At 69.7% G+C, this 21,573-nt stretch carries 21 protein-coding genes; 9 read left to right on the forward strand and 12 right to left on the reverse strand.

From position 1 onward, the window contains the following. Positions 1 to 100: 100 nt before the first annotated feature. The 7 genes from MXC99_RS07485 to MXC99_RS07515 form a co-directional block, all read right to left on the reverse strand. Complete coding sequence (locus tag MXC99_RS07485; protein ID WP_247724855.1) at positions 101 to 883, reverse strand: DsbA family protein; 783 nt, start codon at positions 881 to 883, stop codon at positions 101 to 103. 189 nt (positions 884 to 1,072) lie between these two features. Next, a complete protein-coding gene (locus tag MXC99_RS07490) occupies positions 1,073 to 2,551 on the reverse strand; it encodes a hypothetical protein (RefSeq protein WP_247724856.1) in 1,479 nt (492 codons plus the stop codon). A gap of 225 nt (positions 2,552 to 2,776) precedes the next feature. Further along, a complete protein-coding gene (locus tag MXC99_RS07495) occupies positions 2,777 to 3,451 on the reverse strand; it encodes a response regulator transcription factor (protein ID WP_247724857.1) in 675 nt (224 codons plus the stop codon). 89 nt (positions 3,452 to 3,540) lie between these two features. Further along, positions 3,541 to 4,341, reverse strand: coding sequence for a response regulator (locus tag MXC99_RS07500; protein ID WP_247724858.1), 801 nt, complete (start codon positions 4,339 to 4,341; stop codon positions 3,541 to 3,543). Between the two features lie 26 nt (positions 4,342 to 4,367). Further along, positions 4,368 to 5,600: a DUF4118 domain-containing protein gene (locus MXC99_RS07505; RefSeq protein WP_247724859.1), complete on the reverse strand. Its 1,233-nt coding sequence runs from the start codon at positions 5,598 to 5,600 to the stop codon at positions 4,368 to 4,370. 59 nt (positions 5,601 to 5,659) lie between these two features. Further along, positions 5,660 to 6,631 (reverse strand): PA2778 family cysteine peptidase, encoded by a 972-nt coding sequence (locus MXC99_RS07510; RefSeq protein ID WP_247724860.1) that lies wholly within the window; start codon positions 6,629 to 6,631, stop codon positions 5,660 to 5,662. Positions 6,632 to 6,638: 7 nt separating this feature from the next. Next, positions 6,639 to 7,031 (reverse strand): PA2779 family protein, encoded by a 393-nt coding sequence (locus MXC99_RS07515; RefSeq protein ID WP_247724861.1) that lies wholly within the window; start codon positions 7,029 to 7,031, stop codon positions 6,639 to 6,641. 286 nt (positions 7,032 to 7,317) lie between these two features. On the opposite strand from MXC99_RS07515, the gene MXC99_RS07520 reads away from it, so the two are divergent. Continuing rightward, positions 7,318 to 8,124: a sulfite exporter TauE/SafE family protein gene (locus MXC99_RS07520; RefSeq protein WP_247724862.1), complete on the forward strand. Its 807-nt coding sequence runs from the start codon at positions 7,318 to 7,320 to the stop codon at positions 8,122 to 8,124. A 31-nt stretch (positions 8,125 to 8,155) separates the two neighbouring features. Here MXC99_RS07520 and MXC99_RS07525 read toward each other — a convergent pair whose 3' ends face one another. From MXC99_RS07525 to MXC99_RS07545, 5 genes are all read right to left on the reverse strand, one after another. Beyond that, positions 8,156 to 9,157, reverse strand: a complete 1,002-nt coding sequence (locus tag MXC99_RS07525; protein WP_247724863.1) for a metal ABC transporter solute-binding protein, Zn/Mn family — start codon at positions 9,155 to 9,157, stop codon at positions 8,156 to 8,158. A 63-nt stretch (positions 9,158 to 9,220) separates the two neighbouring features. Beyond that, on the reverse strand, positions 9,221 to 10,087 hold the full coding sequence (locus tag MXC99_RS07530; protein WP_247724864.1) for a metal ABC transporter permease: 867 nt from the start codon (positions 10,085 to 10,087) through the stop codon (positions 9,221 to 9,223). A 45-nt stretch (positions 10,088 to 10,132) separates the two neighbouring features. Next, positions 10,133 to 11,020, reverse strand: a complete 888-nt coding sequence (locus MXC99_RS07535; RefSeq protein WP_247724865.1) for a metal ABC transporter ATP-binding protein — start codon at positions 11,018 to 11,020, stop codon at positions 10,133 to 10,135. A gap of 150 nt (positions 11,021 to 11,170) precedes the next feature. Further along, entirely contained in the window at positions 11,171 to 11,335 is a 165-nt protein-coding gene (locus MXC99_RS07540) for a hypothetical protein (protein ID WP_247724866.1), read from the reverse strand. Then, positions 11,332 to 11,802, reverse strand: a complete 471-nt coding sequence (locus MXC99_RS07545) for a Fur family transcriptional regulator (protein WP_247724867.1) — start codon at positions 11,800 to 11,802, stop codon at positions 11,332 to 11,334. The genes MXC99_RS07540 and MXC99_RS07545 overlap by 4 nt, the downstream gene beginning before the upstream one ends. A 125-nt stretch (positions 11,803 to 11,927) precedes the next feature. Here MXC99_RS07545 and MXC99_RS07550 point away from each other — a divergent pair, with 125 nt between their 5' ends. From MXC99_RS07550 to MXC99_RS07585, 8 genes are all read left to right on the forward strand, one after another. Beyond that, positions 11,928 to 12,539 (forward strand): DUF2796 domain-containing protein, encoded by a 612-nt coding sequence (locus tag MXC99_RS07550; protein WP_247724868.1) that lies wholly within the window; start codon positions 11,928 to 11,930, stop codon positions 12,537 to 12,539. Between the two features lie 61 nt (positions 12,540 to 12,600). After that, positions 12,601 to 13,335: an ATP-binding cassette domain-containing protein gene (locus MXC99_RS07555; protein WP_247724869.1), complete on the forward strand. Its 735-nt coding sequence runs from the start codon at positions 12,601 to 12,603 to the stop codon at positions 13,333 to 13,335. A 25-nt stretch (positions 13,336 to 13,360) separates the two neighbouring features. After that, positions 13,361 to 14,647 (forward strand): ABC transporter permease, encoded by a 1,287-nt coding sequence (locus MXC99_RS07560; protein ID WP_247724870.1) that lies wholly within the window; start codon positions 13,361 to 13,363, stop codon positions 14,645 to 14,647. A gap of 14 nt (positions 14,648 to 14,661) precedes the next feature. Next, the gene (locus MXC99_RS07565; RefSeq protein ID WP_247724871.1) at positions 14,662 to 15,279 is read left to right on the forward strand and encodes a DUF3299 domain-containing protein; all 618 of its coding nucleotides are present in this window, start codon (positions 14,662 to 14,664) and stop codon (positions 15,277 to 15,279) included. A 415-nt stretch (positions 15,280 to 15,694) separates the two neighbouring features. Beyond that, a complete protein-coding gene (locus MXC99_RS07570) occupies positions 15,695 to 17,857 on the forward strand; it encodes a type I secretion system permease/ATPase (RefSeq protein ID WP_247724875.1) in 2,163 nt (720 codons plus the stop codon). Further along, the gene (locus MXC99_RS07575) at positions 17,857 to 19,275 is read left to right on the forward strand and encodes an HlyD family type I secretion periplasmic adaptor subunit (RefSeq protein ID WP_247724872.1); all 1,419 of its coding nucleotides are present in this window, start codon (positions 17,857 to 17,859) and stop codon (positions 19,273 to 19,275) included. The genes MXC99_RS07570 and MXC99_RS07575 overlap by 1 nt, the downstream gene beginning before the upstream one ends. After that, complete coding sequence (locus tag MXC99_RS07580; protein WP_247724873.1) at positions 19,272 to 19,901, forward strand: helix-turn-helix transcriptional regulator; 630 nt, start codon at positions 19,272 to 19,274, stop codon at positions 19,899 to 19,901. Before MXC99_RS07575 ends, MXC99_RS07580 begins: the two co-directional genes overlap by 4 nt. A 160-nt stretch (positions 19,902 to 20,061) precedes the next feature. Further along, positions 20,062 to 21,573 (forward strand): retention module-containing protein (locus MXC99_RS07585; protein ID WP_247724874.1); only part of this gene is annotated, 1,512 nt, incomplete at its 3' end.

Genomic DNA, 21,573 nt, shown 5'->3' on the forward strand with positions numbered 1-21,573 from the left:
CCGATCTCGGGGCGCGGCAAGCGAAAGCCCCCCGCGGGCTACGGCTGCAATGCCAGCAGAACCCGCGGGAGGCGCCGGAAGAAGACCATTCCCGCTCGAACTACGGCTTGCTCTCCGCCAGCAGCTTGTCGATCTCCTGCTTGAGCAAGGCGTAAGCATGGGCCCCGCGCATGATGCGCACGTTTTCCATGCTGCCGCCGGTGCTCGTCCCCAGCAGCAAGGTGGGCGTTCCGGTCACGGTCAGCTTGCGCCCCTCGGCGATGTCGTTGCGGATGCGTTCCACGTACTTGCCGCTCTCCAGGCACTGCTTGAAGGATCCGGCATCGAGTTCGAGCGCCGCGGCGTGCTCGACCAGGTGTTCGGCGGCGAGGGCCTGCTGGTTGGCGAAAAGGCGGTCGTGCATTTCCCAGTACCGCCCCTGCTCTGCCGCGCAGTGCGCCGCCTCGGCGGCCTGCAGGGCCTGTGGGTGGATGGACTCCAGCGGGAAGTCGCGGAACACGTAACGCACTTTGCCGGTGGCGATATAGTCCCGCTCGATCTGCGGCAGCGACTGGTCTGCGTGGCGCTTGCAGAAGGGGCACTGGTAATCGGAAAACTCCAGCATGGTGAGTTGCGCGTCCCGCGCGCCCTTCACCGGCGCGTCGCCGATCGAAACGACGGCGTCGATGGGCTGCACCAGCGGCGGCGGCGGTGGCGGCAGGCGCGCCTGGAGCTGCTTCTTGAGTTCGTCGAGATCCTTGCGCAGGGCGTCCTGGCCCTGCATGACGGCTTCCACGTCGCGGCGCAACTGTTCCACCTCCCCGGCCTCCTGAGCCGGGGCCGGCGCAGATAGACCCGTGAGGGTCAGCGCCGTCAGCGCCGTGCATAGCATGATTCGGTTCATGGCATCCCTTCCATGTCGGTGGTCGAGCGATCCGGGCCAGCGCGAGGTGTTCGAACCCCCTCGACCGGTTGCCCGATCGAGGGGGCGAACGTTTCTTCATTTCCCGGCTTGCCCGCGGCGGGCCCCGGCGGTCTCCTCGTCTTCAGGAAAAACCGTTCGGCGCCCGCCGATCGGAGCAAGGTGTGCTGCTTACGGGAAGGTCACGGTGATGTTGACGTCCGCATCGTCCTGCAACTCCGGCGCACCGTAGTTCACGCCATCATCGTCGGTCGCTGCACCGGTCACGACGTTGGTGTGGAGGCCGGTCGCGGAGATCCTGCCGACGAACGAGCACGCGTAGTTGCCCGACGGAGCAATGACCTGCGGAACCGCGCACGTCGTGCTGAGGACGTTGCCTTGGACCGTGGTGATGTCGCCGAACTTGTCGTCGGTGAGCGAAGTGAGCGACAGCGTATCGAAGGCGGAGGTGTTGCTCACCCCGACGCTGAACTGCACGTCCACGGCAACGGTCTGCGTCGCGGTCGCGGTCTTGGTCAGGTCTGGCGGACTCGATGCGTCGACAACGGTTACGTCGGCCGGATCATCGTCGCAGAGGTTCGAATGACCGAAATCATCGCTTCCGCACGCCTCCACGACGTCGGTGATCGTGTCACCCGCATCGTGCGCCCCGGACACCACTGCCACCGTGAATTGACACATGTACGGGTTCTGACCACCCGGATCGTTGCTTTCCGCCGGAATCGTCGCCAGCGTGCAGGTGGTTGCCGTGACGGCACCCTGGACCTGGGTGATGTCGCCGTACAGATCGTCGACCAGGCTATCCAGTGTCACGCTCGAGACCTGCGCGTTGTTGGTCACCGCGACACTGTAGGTTACATCGCCCCCCGCTTCCGAAACCGTCGTCGTCACCGCGTCCTTCAGTACCGTGATGCTCGCGGTTTCGAGGAAGACGTCGATGTTGAGGTTGCCGCAATTGCACTTCGACGGCGATCCCGGGAATGCATCGAACGTGGCCGCGGTCGTAAACGTGACCGAGTCGCACACTTCGTTCGCGCCTGGCTGACGCCAACTCGTGCACCAGGGCAGATTGACCTTGTTGTCGTTGTTGGTGTCGGCACACATGGTGGTGATGGTCTGGCGAATCACCTGTGGGGTGTTGGCGCTGTCGATGTCGCCGCAGATGTCCGGAGCCGCATCCTTGTTGATGAAGGTCGGCGAATTCGCCGCGGTGACCACATTCGGTGCACACTGTCCGGTCAAGGCGCCATCGGCTCCGCCGCCGTCGGTGGCGATGTAGAGACCGAGGTCGTAGCGGGCCTGGGCGGTCAGCGGCATCGCGAAGTCGGCGGTGAAGGTGAAAGGCTGGCCGGAAACACAGGTGAACTGCCCTTGCGGGTTCGGATTCTGGCAACCGTCCCCGTCCGGGTCCTGCACTCCCCCGGGCGTAACCGCGATACAGATGTTGCTGACCGAGGACAGCGTCACGTCATTGGCGGTACACGTCAGGTTCTGGCTGTTGCCGTGCGCCTTCCACACATCCTGCATGCAACTGCCTGCGACCTGCGCCTGCGCCGGCGGCGCCCCCAGCAGCAGCCCTCCCACGACCAGCGGCGTCGCCGTGCCGATACAGCGCGCCCACGAACGCGCCCATCTCGTCAAGCTTCTCATGATGTTCTCCTATCCGCTTCGGGACGAGCTTCGCCCCCTCGGGGGGCAGCGCGGATCCTCGCAGGGATATCCGTTCTGCGCTGGCCACCCTCCCACTGGCACCCGCATGCAGGTGTTTTGTCCCGCGTGCCGACGTCCAGGTTTTTTAGGGATAGCAGAGAAATGCGCTTGAAATGGCGGCCCGGTGGCCTAGGACCGGTGACCTAGGTCCGGTGTCCTAGGCCGTCATCCGCCGGCTGGTGAAGCGCCGAAAGGATGGCGCGACAGCGCCAGTTGGGCGCGCCGCGTGACCCCGAGCTTGGCGAAGACGTGGCTCAGATGGGCCTTGACGGTCTTGTCGCTCAGTCCCAGGGCCTTGGCGATTTCCTTGTTCGTGCACCCGCGCAGGATCAGGCCGACGATTTCCTCTTCCCGCGGACTGAGCTTTTCGCTCGCGCCCACGGGGGCGCGGGGCCGGGCCGACAGATTGACCGTGTCGATCAGGCTCGTCAGGGCGTGCGCGAGTTTCTCGCGTCCGAGCCAGATTTCTCCGCGCTGGACCGCGCGCATCGCGTCTGCATATTCGCGGCTGTCGCAATGCTTCGGCACGAAGCCGCTGACGCCTTGCAGCAGCGCATTCGATACACGCTCATCGGTGAGGGCGCTGGTTGCCAGCAGGATCGCCGTTCCCGGCGCCGAACGGTGGAAGGACGCAAGCTGCCCGTCCTGCTCCGCTTCGGCAGGATCCGCATCGAACACCAGGATGTCCACCTGCAGGGCATCGAACAGCACGGGAAGTTGAGCGTAGCGGGCCACCCGTGCCACCAACCGGACATCGGCCAGTTCTGCAGCCACGCCGATGTTCGCGCAGAAGCGCTCGTCCGGACTGGCGACGAGGGCGGTTGAGGTCTTCTTTTCCATTGCGGCCAAGCTCCCTACCTGCCTCTCTGCCGGGCTTTCCTGCCGGGCATGAACCCGGCCAGCCTCATTTTCAATTTATAGGATGTTTGTCACCCACTGTCACTGTCACCCACAGGACTGCGCTGTTCGGCCGTATCCGAATGCGATGCTGCCGTCGACGCTCCGGGGTCGCTGACGGCGTCGCCGGGCACATCGAGCTGGAGGCGATAACCGACCCCCGCCTGGGTGAGGATGTGCACCGGAAAGCGGGGATCGGCTTCGAGCTTGCGCCGCAGACCGGCCATGTAGACGCGCAGGTAATGCGCATGCTCGACGTAGTTCGGTCCCCAGACCCCGGAGAGCAGCTGGCGGTGGGTCAGCACCCGCCCGCTGCCGGCGATCAGCTGGCCGAGCAGGCGGTATTCGATCGGGGTCAGATGGACCGGTTCGCCGGCGCGGCTGACCGTGCGGCGCTCGAGATCGACTTCGATGTCGCCGAACGCCACCCGGCTCGGGGTGTGCGCTGGACGCAGCGCCCGCCGCAGCAGGGCGCGGATGCGGGCGCGCAGCTCGGCGACGCCGAAAGGCTTGCTCAGATAGTCGTCCGCTCCGGCATCGAGTGCTGCCACCTTGTCGGTTTCGTCGCTGCGGGCCGACAGGACCAGGACCGGCATCCCGCTCCAGCGCCGGATTTGGTCGAGCAGGAGCATACCGTTGCCGTCCGGAAGGCCGAGATCGAGGATCAGCAGATCCGGACGGCGCGCTGCGGCTTCGATCCCGCCGCGACGGAGAGTCGCCGCCTCGCATACCGTGCAGCCTTCGGCTTCGAGCGCTGCGCGCACGAAGCGGCGGATTCCGGGCTCGTCCTCGACGAGCAGGACGAGCGGTGTAGGCGCATGAAGGTTCTTCATCGGCGGGAGCTCGAAGGGGCGCCCGGTCACGGCAGCAGGGGCTGGGGGGGGACGGGCAGGCGCAGCGTGAAGCAGGCGCCGCCGCCGGGCTGGCTGCAGGCTTCGACCCGGCCGCCATGGGCTTCGATGATCGCGCGCACGATCGCCAGCCCCAGCCCGGTGCCGGCATCGCCCGTCAGGGTCCGGGAGGGGGGGCCGGCGCTGCGCACGAAGCGCTCGAAAATCGCTTCCTCCTGCCCCGGCGGCAGTCCGCAACCGGTATCGCAGACGGTGATTTCGAGGACGCGCCGTTCGCGGGCGAGCCCGCTGCGCGCGCTCGGGGCGGCCGTTTCGAGCGGCGTGGCGGCCGCGTCCGGCCCGGCCCGGCGCGCTGGCGCCTTCCCGGCGGACGCCGATACTGCGTCCGTGCTGCGCGCGCGAACCGTGACCCGCCCGCCCGCGGGCGTATGGCGGATCGCGTTGTCGAGCAGGTTGCACAGCACCCGCTCCATCATCGCCGGGTCGACATGGGCCAGCGGCAGGTCTTCGGGCACGTCGAGCACGAGCTGGTGCTCTTGCAGCAGTGGGGCCCGTCCCTGCAGCGCACTGGCGATCATTTCGTCGACCGGGACCCATTCGTGGGCGAGCGGCACCGGTGCCGATTGCAGGCGGGCGAGCTCGAGCAGATCGCGGGCGAGGGCATGGGTGCGCAGGGCTTCGCGGCGGATCGCTTCGGCCAGCGCGGCCTGTTCCGGCGGCAGCGGCGGTCCGGCCAGCGGCAGGGACTCGGCCAGTCCGGCGAGCGCGGTGAGCGGGGTGCGCAGATCGTGCGAGATCGAAGCGAGGAGGGTATTGCGCAGGCGCTCCGACTCGACCGCGAGCCGGGCGCGCGCGGCTTCCTCGCCGCGCGCTTCGGCACTGTCGCGCTCGCGCCGCAGGCGGGCAGCGAGTTCGGCGGTGGTCAGCGCCACCGCGAGCAGCACGGCGAAGGTGAGCAGGTACTGCAGGTCGGACACCGCCAGGGTGAAGTGGGGATGGACGAAGAAGAAGTCGAACAGCGCCACCGACAGGAAGGCTGCCAGCACCGCCGGCCCGCGGCCGAGCCGGATGGCGGCGAAGAGCACGACGAGCGGGAACAGCATCGCGATGTTGGCGAGGTCGAGGTGGCCGAGCAGGGGCATCCCGGCGAGCGCGACCGCGATCACGGCGAGCGCGGCCCACAGGTAATGGCGCCACGGGGGACGGTCGGGCGCGGCGGGGCGGGGGGAAACGGCACTCATGGACGCATGTTAACGCGGAAGGGCGAGCCCGGCATGGGCCGGGGTGCGTCGGTGCCGGTTCAGTCGCGCACGGGGGCGTCGATGGCGTGGAGCGTTTCGAGCAGCGTCGGGCGCAACGGGCCGGCGACCGCGAGGCCGCGCCGGGCGGTGTCGCGGGCTTCGTCGCGCCGCCCCAGCTCGAGCAGCACCTGCGCCCGGTTGTTGTACGCCGCAGCCAGGCCGTGGGCTTCGGCGACGCGGTGGAAGGCCGCTTCGGCGCCGTGCTTGTCGCCGCCGGCGTAGAGCGTGTTGCCCAGCCCCATAGCCAGCGTCGGATTGCCGGGCCAGCGCGCAAGGGCACCGCGGTAGGCCCGCAGCGCGGCAGTGGGCGCTGCGGTGCGCTCGAACGCGACCAGGGCGCGCACGGTTTCGCCTTCGCTCGCGGTCGCGGGGAGACGCCCCGGCGGCAGGGCGACGAACGCCCACTGCCCGCCGCGCTTCCAGGTGTGCTCGAAGGTGCGCAGGCTCAGCTCCTGGCGTTTCATCGGCCCGGAGCGCAGGAGCACGCTGCCGCGTTCGAGGTCGTAGCCCACCGCCACCGCGTAGTGCCAGGACGGTGCCCATGACAGGCCGAGGTTCTGCAGCACGACCACCGGGTTGCCGGCGGCGGTCTCGCGCAGCAAGGCTTCGAGGGTGCCCGGGATGAGCGTCGCCACCGCGCCCTGGCGGCGGGCGGCGGCGAGCATTTCGATCTGCAGCGAGCCTTCGCGGCCGGGGATGAAGACCTGGCCGACAAGGGCCTCGGGGCGGGTCGGCAGGCCGGCGGCGGACAGGCTGGTGGCGAGCGCCGCCGGACCGCAGAAGTAGCTGTCGTCGGGGAAGAAGGGGGTGTCGATGAGCTCCACCTGCGGTGGCAGGTCGGGCGGGGGCTGCGCTTGCAGCTGCCGCGCCTGGGTGGCGCAACCGGCGCTCGCCAGGGCGGAGAGGAGCACGGCTGCGGCTCCAGCCAGGCGCGGCCGCAGCCAGGCGCGCAGTACCGCGGGCCAGGACATCGCCGGTTCAGCGCACCGAGCGGGTGAACGGGAAGACCTTGGTCAGGCCGAGGATGTCGGTGAGCAGGAGAACGAAGAACACCAGCAGGATGGCATCGATGATGCCGCCGGCGGGGGCGCTGTCGATCTGCTCGGCGAGGCGCGCCGCCTCCTCGTCGGTGAGCGCGGCGATGCGCTCGCGGGCGAGCGCGGGGTCGACGCCCTGGCGCTCGAGTTCGGCGCGCACGTCGTCGCGCCCGAGCGCGGCGGCGAGGCGGGCGTGGCTCGCGCCCTGTTCCGGGGCGGCGCTGCGGGCGAGCTGTTCGGTCGGGATCAGCCCGGCGTGAGTGGGATGGACCAGGGTCGCGTTGGCGAAGCAGAGGCTGAGGACGACGGCAAGGGTGCGTTGAAGGCGTTTCATTGTTTTTTTCCTTTCGATGTCGGGGATGGCCGACCTGCAGGGAGTCCGGTGGTTTCTGCAATATAGTCAATCCTGTTAAAAACGCCCTCCGGTGTGCGGGCGGAGATCGCATCCGCATGTAACAGGCCGGCGGCACCCGGCGCGGGCTGCCGCCGCATCCGCCGCTGGCCGCTTCGGCTGTGCTTGCGCAGGAATGCCGGTCTGGCCGATAGTTGCGGGCTTTCCCGCGCGGCTCGCCGCAGTGCGGGAACCTGCAACGAAACGGCACAAAATGGAGCGCCTGCCGATGGAACTCGATCTCTGGTGGCTCGCCTACCCCCTGCTCGGCGTGGTGGTGGGCTTTTTTGCCGGACTGCTCGGCGTGGGCGGCGGCGGCATCATGGTGCCGATCCTGACCAGCCTGTTCCTCGCCCAGGATTTTCCGCGCGACCAGGTCGTGCATATGGCGCTCGGCACTTCGATGGCGGCGATCGTGCTGACCGCGGTTTCCAGCCTGCGCGCGCACCATGCGCACGCTGCGGTGCGCTGGGATGTGGTGCGTGCGATCGCCCCCGGGATCCTGTTCGGCACCTTCGGCGCGACTTTCGTCGCGGCGCGCGTCGATACCGTGCCGTTGGCGATCTTCTTCGCCGTCTTCATGGCCTACGTCGCGGTGCAGATGCTGCTCGGGATCAAGCCCCGGCCCAGCCGCAACCTGCCCGGTGCGCTCGGCATGAGCGCTGCCGGCGTGGGAATCGGCGGGGTGTCGGCGCTGGTGGCGATCGGCGGCGGCTCGCTGTCGGTGCCGTTTCTGACCTGGTGCAACGTCAAGGTCCATCACGCGATCGGCACTTCGGCCGCGATCGGGTTGCCGATCGCGTTCGCCGGCACCGTGGGCTATCTGGTCAACGGCTGGGGCGCGCCCGGCACGCCTGCACTGACCCTGGGCTTCATCTACCTGCCGGCGCTGGTGCTGGTGTCGGCGGTGAGCATGTTCTTCGCCCCGCTCGGCGCGCGCCTGGCGCACCGCCTGCCGGTGGCGATGCTGAGGAAGGTATTCGCCGGGGTGCTGGTGGCGCTGTGCGCGAAGATGCTGCATAGCCTGTTCGCCTGAGACACGCCGCTGCCCACGGCGCAGGCGAAGCTCAGCGGGGCGGGGCGAGGGCGTCGCGGATCGTCTCGAGGTTGGTGCGCATCATCGCGGCATAGGACGGCGCTGGCCCGTCGGCGGCGGACAGCGCGTCGGAGTACAGCGTGCCGCCGACACGGGCGCCGCTTTCGCTGCGGATGCGCTCGATCAGGCGTGCGTCGGCGACGTTTTCGATGAACACCGCGGGAATGTTCTCGGCCTTGAGTTGGCGGATCAGGCGGGCGACGCCCTGCGCGGTGGGCTCGGCGTTGTTCGAGACTCCGACCGGGGAGAGGAAGCGGATACCGTAGGCGCGGCCGAAGTAGGCGAAGGCGTCGTGCGAGCTCACCACCTTGCGCCGATCGGCAGGCAGGGCGCTGAAGGTGCGGCGGATCTCGGCGTCGAGCGCCGCCAGTTCGGCGCGGTAACGTTCCGCGTTGGCGCGGTAGAGATCGGCCCCATCCGGGTCGACGGCGGCGAGCGCGGCGGCGATGTTGGCGACGTAGCGCTGGGCGTTGGCGACGTCCTGCCAGGCATGGGGGTCGACCGCGCGGCTGCCCCCGGTGCCGTGGCGGTGACCGCCGGCATGTGCCTGGTGGCCGTGTTCGTCGGCCATGTCGAGCGTGGCCACGCCATCGCTTGCCACCACCACGGTTCCGCGGTAGCCGCCCGAGCGCGCCAGGCGCACCGTCCAGTCATCGAAGCCGAGGCCGTTCACCACCACCAGCGCCGAGGCGCCGATCTCGCGTGCGTCCGAGGGGCGGGGCTGGAAAGCATGGGCGTCCTCGTCGGCGCCGACCAAGGTGCGCAGGGCGACGCGCTCGCCGCCGACCTGGCGGACGAAATCACCGAGGATGCTGAAGCTGGCGGTGACCTGCAGCGGCTGCGCAGCGGCGGCGGCGGTGGGCAGGATGAGGGCGGTTGCGGCGGTCAGGGCGGCGAGGCCGGGCACGCGGCGAAGCAGGCTGCGCAGGCGGCCGAAGCGGGGGGCGAGGGGTGCGGGCGTGGCGGTGGTCATGGCGCGGGCTCGGTTTGCGGGGGGGCCGGCGGGGGCGCTGCCGCCCGCCGGCCGTCCCGGGGCTCAGGATTCGAGGTGGTGGCGTACCGGCAGACGGCCGGCGAGGATGCCGCCGGGCGCGGCCAGCAGCGACACGAAATACACCACGCCGCACACCAGCACGATCGCCGGGCCGGCCGGTACATCGACGTGAAAGGACAGCAGCAGTCCGGCCGCGCCGCTGCCGAAGGCGAACGCGACCGCGAGCAGGATCAGCATCGGCAGCCCGCGCGTCCACAGCCGGGCGGCGGCGGCGGGCAGGATCATGATCCCCACCGCCATCAGCGTGCCCAGGGCGTGAAAGCCGCTCACCAGGTTGATCACCACCAGCACCAGGAAGCCGTAGTGCGCCACCGGCGACCAGCGGCTGACCCCGCGCAGGAAGGCGGGGTCGAAGCACTCCAGCACCAGCGGGCGGAACAGCACGGCGAGGCAGACCACGGTGACGCTGGCGATGCCCGCGATCAGCAGCAGCGAGGCGTCGTCGAGCGCCAGCACCGAGCCGAAGAGGACGTGGAGGAGGTCGAGGTTGCGCCCGCGCAGCGACACGATCATCACCCCGGCGGCGAGCGACAGCAGGTAGAAGGCGGCGAGGCTGGCGTCCTCCTTCAGGATCGAGGTCCGCGTCACCACCCCGGCGGCGAGCACCACGACCAGGCCGGCGACGATGCCGCCCACCGTCATCGCGCCCAGCGACAGGCCGAAGGCGAGGTAGCCGAGGGCGGCGCCGGGCAGGATCGCATGGCTCATCGCGTCGCCCATCAGGCTCATCCGGCGCAGCAGCAGGAACACCCCGACCGGGGTGGCGCCCAGGGCCAGCGCCAGGCAGCCGGCCAGCGCGCGGCGCATGAAGGCGAATTCGGTGAAGGGGTCGAGGAGGAGTTCGGTCACGGTGGAAGCAGGGGGCGGAGGGCTGGGGGCCGGGCGCGGCCGCGTTCAGTGGGGATGCCGATGGCCGCGGTGCGCGCCGGCGGGGGAGGGCACAGCGGGATGCGGGAGGGCATCCGCGCCGGCATGCGCGTGCGCCGGTGCCGCGCGCGCCTCGGTATCGGGTGCTGTACCCAGCGCAGGGGCGAGCTCGATGTGGCATTGCGCGGCGTCTTCGTCGAAGGCTTCCGACAGGCGGCGGGCCCGCGCCAGCAGCGCGGGGGTCAGGACCTCGGCGGTGGGGCCGAAGGCCACCGGCTCGCGCGATAGCAGCAGCGCAGTGGGGAAGTGGCGGCGCACCTGTTCGAGGTCGTGCACCACGGTGAGAATCGTGCGGCCTTCGGCGTGCCAGCTCAGGATCAGCCCGACCAGGTCTTCGACGGTGCGGCTGTCGATCGCGGCGAACGGTTCGTCGAGCAGGATCAGCGGGGCGTCCTGCAGGATCAGCCGGGCAAAGCGCGCGCGCTGCAGCTGGCCGCCGGACAGCGAGCCGATCGGCCGCGTCTCGAAGCCCGACAGCCCGACCGTGGCGAGGGCGTCGCGCACGCGCTGGCGCTGGCTACGGGAGAGCCCGCCGAAGGCGCCGATCTCGTGCCACAGGCCCATGGCGACGACGTCGAACACCGACACGGGGAAGCTCGGGTCGATGTCGCCGCGTTGCGGCATGTAGGCCAGCCCGCCGGGCGGAAATTCGGGCAGCAGGACGCGCCCGCCGATCGGGCGCAGCTCGCCGGCCAGGCCCTTGAGCAGCGTCGACTTGCCGGCGCCGTTGGGGCCGACTACGGCGACCAGCGCGCCGGCGGGAATGTCGCCGCTGAGGTGGTGCACCGCGGGATGGCGGTCATACCCCAGGGTGAGGTTGTCGAAGCGGATCATCGGTGGGGGGGCGGGCTGCATTTCAGTATGCGCCGAGCCGCCTCAAGCGTACTGAAGCCCCCTCGGGGGGGGGAGGCCGGGATTTCGCGGCGCATCACGCCGCGCCTGCCGTACGGGTCGGCGGTGCAAAGCCGACCCTCCGCGAACATGGTGAGCGTGGGGGGTGTCATCTCAGCGTAGCGCCCACAGCAGGGTCAGCCACAGCGTGGCCAGGGCCGCCGCGGCGAGGGCGAGACGGGCGGCGAGGCCGGTGCCGAGCAGGGTGGGCGCGGGGGAGGGGGGGGCGCGGCGCACGCCGGCGGTCGCGCGGACGGGATGGGCGTCGCGGGCGCTCATCGGGCCACCGTCCCGGGGCCCCGGGGGCCGCACTCGGCGCAGGCGCCGTGCAGCACCAGCTCCGCGCGTTCGAGTTTGAAGCCGGCGGGCAGGTTCGGGCTGGATTCGGCCGCAATGTCCTCCAGGCACAGGATCTGGCCGCAGCGCTCGCAATGGAAGTGGGCGTGGCGGTGTTCGCCGTGACGGGCGATCTCGAAGCGCCAGGCACGTTCGCCGCCGGCGATGCGACGGGCGATGCCCTGCTCGACCAGCCAGTCGAGGGCGCGATAGAGCGTGACACGGTCGTGGGCGATGCCGAGCGCCGCCAGCGCGGCGCCGATTTCGTCGTGCGACAAGGGATGGGCGCTGGCCTGCAGCGTCTCGATCAGCGCCACCCGGGTGCGGGTGGCACGGCCGCCGTGGGCCGTGATGAGCCCGCGGGCGGACTGCGGGGGCGCGCTGGACGGAGCATGTCGTTGCTTGGGCATCGGTGCGGAGTGGGGGAATCCGTGGTGAGTGCGGTTCGGCCGGTCGCAGCAGGGAAGTGGCTTGGCTTGGATCGGTATTTGATGCAACATTGTAGCATTAGAATGCAACTCCGCAGGAATTCCAGATGGCCCCCTTTTTTGTCGCTCTTGCCCTCTCTGCGGCACTGTTGCCGCCGGGCGCTGCCGCCCAGCACGAGGACCGTGGCCGGCATCCTGAGCACGCCGCGCCGCGCGCTGCCCCCGCAACCATGGCCGGGGGCGCGCATGAGCACGGGTTGGCTGCGCTGCGGGTGGCCGTCGACGGAGGGGCGCTCGAGATCGAACTGGCGACGCCGCTCGACACGCTGGTCGGCTTCGAGCATGCGCCGCGCACCGCCGCCCAGCGCGCCGCGCTGCAGGCGGCCGAACGCGGGCTGCGCGACGGCGCTGCGCTGTTCGGGCTGCCGGAAGCGGCCGGCTGTGCGCTGATGGCGGTAAGCCTGGCTTCGCCCTGGCGGCAAAGCGAAGACCGGGCCGATGCGGGCGGCGCAGCGCACGTGCAGGCCGGGGACGGCGATCATGGCGAGCTCGTCGCCGGCTACCGTTTCCAATGCGCCCGCCCGCAGGCGCTCGATGCCCTGCAGCTGCGGCTGTTCGAGCTTTTCCCGCGCCTGCGCGCGGTGCGCGCCGAGTGGGCTTCGGCGCACGGGCAGGGGGCGGCGACGCTGACGCCCAAGCAGGCGCGGCTGGGGCTGTGAACATGGCGCAAGCGCGGACCGGGGCGATGGTTGTCGATGCGGGCCTCCGCGGGGATGGGGGGTGGCGTTGAGTCCGGCGGGCAACGTCGAGGCCGCTGCGGTCGCGCTGCGGGGGCTGCGCTACCGCTGGCCCGGTGCGCGCCACGACTGCCTGGCGATCGATACCTTCGTGCTGGCACCGGCGGAGCGGGTGTTCCTGCGCGGGCCCAGCGGCAGCGGCAAAAGCACCCTGCTGTCCTTGATCGGCGGCGTGGTCGCACCGCAGACGGGCGAGCTGCGCGTCGTCGGCACGGCGCTGGCGTCGCTCGGGGCGGCGGCGCGCGACCGCTTCCGGGCCGACCATATCGGGTTCATCTTCCAGCTCTTCAACCTGCTGCCCTACCTGTCGGCGCGCGACAACATCCTGCTTGCCTGCCGCTTTTCGGCGCAGCGGCGCGCGCGCCTGCGGGCGGCGGGAACGACGCCGGCCGCCGAGGTGGCGCGCCTGGCGCAGCCCCTCGACCTGGCGCCGGCGGTGCTGGCGCGGCCCGCCGCCGCCCTCTCGGTCGGCCAGCAGCAGCGGGTGGCGGCGGCGCGCGCGCTCATCGGCCGCCCCAGGCTGATCGTCGCCGACGAGCCGACTTCCGCCCTCGATGCCGATCGCCAGCAGGCCTTCCTCGATCTGCTGCTGGGCGAATGCGCGGCGGCGGGAGCGGCGCTGCTCTTCGTCAGCCATGACGCCCGCCTCGCCTGCCACTTCGACCGGGTGGTCGATCTGGCCGCGTTGAACCGGGCGGACACGGAGGCAGAAGCATGATCGCGTGCGCGGTGGAGACCGCAGGATGACGCCGATCTGGCATCTGAGCCTGGCGAGCATCGCCAACCGCCGCCTCGCGGCGATGCTCACCGTGCTTGCGGTGGCCTTGTCGGTGGCCCTGCTGCTCGGCGTGGAACGGGTGCGCAACGATGCCCGCGCCGGGTTCGCCCAGACCCTGTCGGGTACCGACCTGGTGGTGGGCGCACGCGCGGGGGCGGTGCAGCTGCTGCTGTATTCGGTGTTCCATATCGGCGACGCGACCAACAACGTCTCGTGGGCGAGCATCGAGGAGGTCGCCGCGCTGCCGCAGGTCGCATGGCTGGTGCCGATCGCGCTCGGCGATTCGCACCGCGGCCACCGCGTGGTCGGTACGACGACGGCTTTCTTCGAGCATTACCGCTACGGCGACCGGCGCGCGTTGCGCTTCGCCGCCGGGCGCGCGTTCGCCGGCATGCCCGAGGGGCTGTTCGAGGTGGTCCTCGGCGCCGAAGTCGCGGCCCGCTTCGGCTACCGTGTCGGCGAGCGGATCGTGCTCAGCCACGGCAGCGCCGGCGGCGCGGGCGGGCCCGCATTCGCCGAGCATGGCGACAAGCCGTTCACCGTGGTCGGGGTGCTGGCGCGCAGCGGCACTCCGGTCGATCGTGCGCTGCTGGTGGGGCTGGAGGGCCTCGAGGCGATCCATGTCGACTGGCAGGGCGGGGCGCCGATCCCGGGGGTGAAGATCGGCCCCGAGCACGTGCGCAAGTTCGATCTGGCGCCGAAGTCGGTGACCGCGGCGCTGCTCGGCCTGGACAGCCGCACCGCGGTGTTCCGCGTCCAGCGCCGGATCAACGCCTACGCCGGGGAGCCGCTCAGCGCGATCCTGCCCGGGGCGACGCTGCAGGAGCTGTGGAGCCTGGTGGGGATGGCGGAGAAGGCCCTGCTCGCCGTTTCGGCGCTGGTGGTGATGGTGGGGCTCGCCGGCCTGGTCGCGGTGGTGGTCGCCAGCCTCGGCGAGCGCCGGCGCGAGCTCGCGATCCTGCGCGCGCTCGGGGCCGGCCCGGGGCAGGTTTTCGCGCTGCTGGCGGTGGAGAGCCTGCTGCTGGCGCTTGCCGGCTGTGCGCTCGGCCTGGCGCTGCTGTATGGTGCGGGTGCGTTCGCCGCGCCCTGGCTGAGTGCGCGCCACGGCCTGCAGCTGTCGCTGGGCTTGCCCTCCGCCGGGGAGTGGGGCCTGCTCGCCGCGGTGCTGGGCGCGAGTCTGCTGGCGAGCCTGGTGCCGGCGCTACGGGCGTATCGCTATTCGCTCGCCGACGGCATGACGATACGGATCTGAGAGAACGAGAGATGATGATCGAAGCGCAATTCCTGCGCGCCGTTTTCGGCGCCATCGCCGCCGTGCTGTTGAGCGCGGCGCCGTTGCCGGTCGCGGCGCAGGCCGCTGACGGCGACTACCGCGTCGGCGACCGTCTGGCGTCCCCGGCCAAGCCCGGCAAGGCCGCCGCCTACCGCGAGATCAGCTGGGACGATCTGATCCCGGCGGACTGGAATCCGGAGCGCTTCCTTGCCGAGCTCGATCTCGACACCCTCGAGGACAACGACCCGCGCGCCTCCGAAGCGATGCGGCGCATGCGCGAGGAATGGGACCGGGCGCCGGTGGTCGAGCGCCTGAGCGGGGCGCGGGTCCGCATTCCGGGTTTCGTCGTGGCGCTCGAGGGTGACGGCGGCGCGATCCGCGAATTCCTCCTCGTGCCCTATTTCGGCGCCTGCGTGCACGTGCCGCCGCCGCCGGCGAACCAGCTCATCCACGTGCTTCCCGCCAAACCGCTGCCGGCCGACTGGAACATGATGCCGGTGTGGGTCAATGGGGTGATGGCGATCGGGCGGGTGGATTCCGAGATGGGGCGTGCCGGCTACCAGCTGCGCGCCGTGGCCGTCGAGGAGTACAAGGAGCCGTTGCCGCGCTGAGCGTGACCGGCGGCGCGCGCCGGGGACTGCACGGCCGTTCGGAAACACTGGTATTCAGAAGGGCAGGCAGGCGGAAACAGTGCCCTGGAGGGATGCATCGCTGCGCGCGAGGAAGCGTGAGAATGCAGTCCGGTGTGCGAAGGGCGTCGATCCATGCGCAGGCAGGCCGTGAACGGCGTCACGCTGCAGGATGGAAGCCTGCTGCCGAAGCCTGTCGCCGGGGGGAGAATGCAGGAGATCCGCGCGCTGCCTCTCGCTGCCGGCGGGCATGGCGCAATGTTGCATTTCGTTGCATGATGAAGGCGCGTGCGATGGTCGCCCGGTGAGCGCGTGCTCCGCAGGAGGTAGCGGGCGGTCGTGTCGGTCTCGACATCGGAGTGCACCATTGGACAGAGTGGATGCCTTGATTCCTGAAGTGGAGAGGGAGGCCGTCACCGCCGCCGGGCCTTCCGCGGCGGCCGGCGTGGACGACAGTCTGCTCGAGTGCCTGATCCTGGTGGCGCGCGCGCAGGGCACAAACCTGACCCGGGATGCGGCGCTCGCCGGGTTGCCGCTTGCCGGCGGCGGGCTCACGCCCGCGCTGCTTTCGCGCGCTGCGCGGCGTGCTGGCCTTTCGAGCCGGATCGTGCAGCATCCCCTGGAGCGTCTGAACGACGCCTTGCTGCCGGCCATCCTGCTGCTCGAGGGCAACGAGGCCTGCATTCTCGTCGGCTGGCAGGAGGGCCGGGCCGTCGCCCGGGTGGTCTTCCCCGAACTGGGCGATGCGGCCGTCGACATGCCGGCCGCAGAGCTTGCGCGGCGCTATCTCGGGCGGGCGATCTACCTGCGGCCCCGGTTCCGCTTCGATGCGCGCACGCCGCAGGTGCGTCCTTCCCGCCACGGGCACTGGTTCTGGAGCGTGGTCGCGGAGAACCGCTCGCTCTACCGGGATGTCCTGCTGGCGGCGTTCGCGATCAACCTGTTCGCCGTCGCGATGCCCCTGTTCGTCATGAACGTGTATGACCGTGTGGTGCCGAACCACGCCATCGAGACGCTGTGGGTGCTCGCCGCGGGGGTGTTTGTCGTGCTCGTGGCCGAGTTCGTCCTGCGCACGATGCGGGGGTATTTCATCGACCTCGCCGGCAACCGTGCCGATGTCAAACTGTCGGCGGTGATCATGGAGCGGGTGCTGGGGATGCGGATGGAGACCCGCCCGTCTTCGGTCGGCTCCTTTGCCGCCAACCTGCGTGCCTTCGAGTCGGTGCGTGACTTCATCAGCTCGGCGACGGTGATCGCCTTCATCGACCTGCCTTTTGCGCTGCTCTTCCTCGCCGTGGTGGGCTGGATCGCCTGGCCCTTGCTGCTGCCGTTCGTGGTGGGCATCGTCGCCCTGCTGCTCTACGCGGTGGCAGTGCAGGGCAAGATGCGCGAGCTGTCCGAAACCATCTACCGTGCCGGGGCGCAGCGCAACGCGACCCTGGTCGAGGGGCTGGTGGGGATCGAGGCGATCAAGACGCTGGGGGCGGAGGGCGTCGTCCAGCGGCGCTGGGAACAGACCGCGGCGCTGCTGGCGGGGGTCGGCTCGAAGCTGCGCCTGCTGTCGGCATCGGCGACCAATGCTTCGCTGTGGGTGCAGCACAGCGTGAGCGTGGCGGTGATCGTGATGGGGATCTATCTGATCGGTGACGGTGGGCTCTCGATGGGCGGGTTGATCGCCTGCTACCTGCTGTCATCGCGGGCGATGGCGCCGATCAGCCAGGTCGCCAGCCTGCTGGTGCATTACCACAACGCATCGACGTCGCTGAGCGCGCTCGAAGGCTTGATGGCGCAGGAGGTCGAGCGCCCGGAAGAAGCCGCCTTCATCAGCCGCAAGACGCTGCGCGGCGGGATCGAATTCCGCGACGTCGGCTTCACCTATCCAGGGCAGTCGGCGAGCGTGCTGCGCAACGTCTCCCTGCGCATCCAGCCGGGCGAACACGTCGCCATCCTCGGTCGGGTCGGGTCGGGCAAGACGACGCTCGAAAAGCTCATCCTCGGGCTGTACCGGCCCACTTCCGGGGCGGTGCTGGTCGATGGCATCGACCTGAGGCAGCTCGACCCGGCGGAGCTGCGGCGCAATATCGGCTATGTCGCCCAGGATCCGATGCTGTTCTACGGCAGCTTGCGCGACAACCTCGTCCTCGGGGCGGCGCCGGTCGAGGATGAGGACGTCCTCAAGGCCGCACGCATCGCCGGCATCCTCGACCTGGTCAATGCGCACCCGCAGGGCTTCGACCTGCAGGTCGGCGAGCGGGGTAGCCTGCTCTCGGGCGGCCAGCGCCAGGCGGTGGCATTGGCGCGTGCGCTGATCAACGATCCGCCGGTGCTGCTGTTCGACGAGCCGACTTCGTCGATGGACCGCTCCACCGAGGAAAATGTCAAGCACCGCCTGCGCAGCTTCGCCAAGGGCAAGACCATGATCGTGATTACCCACCGGACTTCCCTGCTCGAACTGGTCGACCGGATCATCGTCATCGATGCCGGGCGGATCGTCGCCGACGGGCCCAAGGCGCATGTCGTCGAGGCGCTTCGCCAGGGCAGGGTCGGGCGAGGCACGTGATGGAGAAATCTTCCCAGCAGCAGATCTTCGAAGGCATCGGCGAAGCGTCCGCGCGCCTCGGCCAGATCGGCAAGCCGGTGTCCGAGCGGCTTTTCGCACGCCTGCGGCCCACTTCCGGGAGCGAGGAAGTCGATTGGGCGGCCGATGCCGACTGGGCCCGCCTGCAGGAAGAGCCCGTGCGCGCGCGCAGCCTGCTGGTGCTCGTCGTGGTCGTGTTCGGCGTGCTGCTGGGGTGGGCGGGAATTGCCGAAGTCGACGAAGTCACCCGTGGGGCGGGCAAGGTCATTCCGTCGCAGCAGCTGCAGGTGGTGCAGTCGGTCGATGGCGGCGTGGTCGAGGACATCCTGGTCCAGGAAGGACAGGTGGTCGAGGCGGGGGAACTGCTGCTGCGGGTCGATCCCACCCGTTTCGTATCCTCCCTGCGCGAAAATCGCGCCCAGTATCTGGCCCTGCAGGCGAGAGCTTCGCGACTGACCGCGCTGACCCAGAACAGCGGATTCGTCGCACCGGACGACCTCGCCGCCGAAGCTCCGGAGATCGTCGCCCACGAGCGCAGCCTGTACTTGTCCAGCCAGGCCGAGGTCGCCTCGCAGATCGCGATCGCCCAGGAGCAATTGTCGCAGCGCCGCCAGGAGCTGAACGAGGCGGTTTCCCGTCGCGACCAGGCCGCGCGGGCGCTCGGGTTGGTCCAGCAGGAGCTGGGCGTGACCCGGCCGCTGCTCAGCTCCGGTGCGGTCTCCGAAGTCGACCTGATCCGCCTGGAGCGCGAAGTCAGCCGCTTCCGCGGCGAGCGGGACCAGGCTGCGGCGCATATCGCCCGCGTCCAGGCGGCGATCGCGGAAGCGACGCAGAAAATCCAGGAAGTCGAACTCAACGCCCGTAACCAGTGGCGCACCCAGCTTTCCGAAACGCTGGGCAAGCTCGCCAGCCTGACCGAGGGCAGCCGCGCGCTCCAGGACCGGGTCAAGCACGCCGAACTGCGGGCTCCGGTGCGCGGCACGATTTCCCGCCTGCTGGTCAATACGGTCGGTGCGGTGGTGCAGCCGGGTAAGGAAGTGGTCGAGATCGTGCCGCTCGACGACGCCCTCATCCTCGAGGCGAAGGTCGCGCCCAAGGACATCGGCTTCCTGCGCCCGGGACAGCCGGCGGTGGTGAAATTCACCGCCTACGATTTTGCCATCTACGGTGGGCTCGACGCCGTGCTGGAGCTGATCAGCGCCGACACCGTGACCGACGAGAAAGGCAACGCCTTCTATGTCGTCCGGGTGCGGACGCTGACCACCAGCCTGGGCGACGGACTCCCCGTCATCCCGGGCATGGTCGCCGAGGTGGACATCCTCACTGGCAAGAAGACCATCCTTTCCTACCTGCTGAAGCCCGTCCTGCGGGCGAAAGCCAACGCAATGAGCGAACGATGACGAAAGATTTCTTTCTGGCGCCGCCCTCGATGCCGACGCAGCGGTGGCGAGAGGCGTTTCCCGAGGCGCGGTTCTTCAGCGAGTGCAGTGTCCTCTCCGGGCCGGCAGACGGCGACGTGATCTGGCTGGCGGCGGAGTTCCCGAACTGGCGCGGGGAGCTCGCCCAGTTGCGACGGGCGTTTCCGCGCTGCGCGCTGGTCCTGCTCTCGCTGCAGCCGGATCCGCGCGAGGGCCTCACCGCGCTGGGCCTGGGGGCCCGCGGCTATTGCCATGCGCTGGCGGCGCCGCCCCTGCTGCGGGAAGTGAGCGAAGTTCTTCGTCATGGCGGGCTGTGGGTCGGCGCCGAGTTGCTGGAGCGCCTCGTGCGGTCGCTCCGGCCGCGTCTGGGGAAGGAGGCGGGACCCGATCGCGGGGAGCTGGAGGCGCGCTTGTCCGAGCGCGAGGCGGAGGTCGCCCGCCTGGTCGCCGCGGGGTGGAGCAACAAGGAAGTCGCCCGCGAGCTCGACATCACCGAGCGCACGGTGAAGGCCCATCTTTCCGCGGTGTTCGACAAGCTTGCCGTGCGCGACCGGCTGCAGCTCGTGCTGCGCTACGGCAAGACGCATCGGACTGCCGCCGAGGTTTAGCCGCCGGCCACGGGGTCGCCTGTGCGCCCGGGCTGTCCACCGGTCCAATAGGCGGCCATGGCCGGCGCCAGTAGAGTGGAAACACGGATAACCACCACGATCGTTGTCGGCGGTGAGGTTTTGCGCGCTCCGGCCCGGTCTCGTTCAAGGGAGTTTCATCATGGCTCAGGTCATCGCGACTGTCGTATCGGTCATCGGCGAGGCGTTCGTACGCGACGCGCAGGGCAATACCCGCTCGATCAAACCGGGGGATGCACTGCTCGAAGGCGAAACCGTCATCACCTCTGCCGGCGGGCAGGTGGAACTGGCGATGGCCGATGGTTCCACGTTGATGGTCGTCGAGAGCCAGGTCGTCGGCCTCGGGCTCGAGATGCTCGACGAGGGCGCGCCCGGCGCGCAGGAAAGCGCGGTTTCCGCCGGCACCGTCGACGAAGTCCTGCAAGCGCTCGAGGCCGGTGAAAATATCGACGAGCTTCTCGAAGCGCCCGCGGCCGGCCTGGCCGGCGGCGCCGATGCAGAAGGCAGTAGCTTCGTGCGCCTGCTGCGGATTGCCGAGGAAACCACCGGGGTCGATTACGACTACAGCTTCGAACCGCAGAGCGGGCTGGTGCCGGAGCCGGGTGATGCGGTGGAGACGGTCACCGGAATCGTTTCGCTGAATTATGTCCTGCTCGATGACAACGGCCAGCCCTTGCTTGGACCGGATGGCAGCTTCATCTTCGTCGATGGCAGCGACGTCATCGAAGGCACGCCGATCGGCGTCCTGGCCACGGTCGATGTCGCGCCGGCGGGCTCGGATCTGGTACTGAACCTGAGCAACGGTCTGGTCATCACCATTCCGGTCGGCCAGACCACGGGCGTGGCCGTACTCGAAACCCGGCCCGACGATCTTTTCATCCAGGGCACGGACACCCTTCCCATTTCGGTCGTTGGTGCGTCGGGTGGCGGCTATGACGAGCTCGATGCAGCTCAGTCGTCTTCGGCCAACATCGTCGATGACAACGATCCGGTGTTCGCCGTCATCAGCGTCAACCTGTCTTCCGTGGGCGAAGGAGAGGTTCTGACCTATACGGTCCGCCTGGTCGACCAGGCCGGCAATCCGGTGACGGTCCCCGAAGGCGGCAATGTGGATGTGCAGCTCACCTGGAGCGGGCCGGCAGCCAATCCGACCGATGCTGCGCCGTTGCCGACGACGGTGACCATCCTGGGGGGGACGAGCCAGACCGTCTTCCAGGTCAATGCCGTCAATGACTCGGTCAATGAGCCGATCGAGCCCTTGATTGCGGTCATTTCTGAAGTTGTGGATACGCAGTCGATTTTCGAGAACCTCGGTGCAAGCGAATCGCCCGCCGAATCGGAAATCGTCGACAACGACGTGCCCGACATCGAAGTGGCGGGGGTCGGGACGCAAGGCGTGGTGGTGACCGAAGGGCAGACGGCGGTGTTCTCGGTGACGGTGACCAACGCCGGGGCGGGCAGCACGGTGAGCCTGGCGCTGGCCGACGGCACGGCGATCGATGCGGACTACCACGAAGCGTTCTTCGAATACAGCACGGACGGAGGCACGACGTGGCAGGCGGTGAGCGGGCCGATCGCGGTGGGCGCGGGCGACAGCGCGCTGCTGGTGCGCACCGACACGGTCGATGACCTGCTCGACGAGAACAACGAGACC

The sequence above is a fragment of the Thauera aromatica genome, assembly GCF_023093595.1.
In the GTDB taxonomy this organism is placed as follows: domain Bacteria; phylum Pseudomonadota; class Gammaproteobacteria; order Burkholderiales; family Rhodocyclaceae; genus Thauera; species Thauera aromatica_A.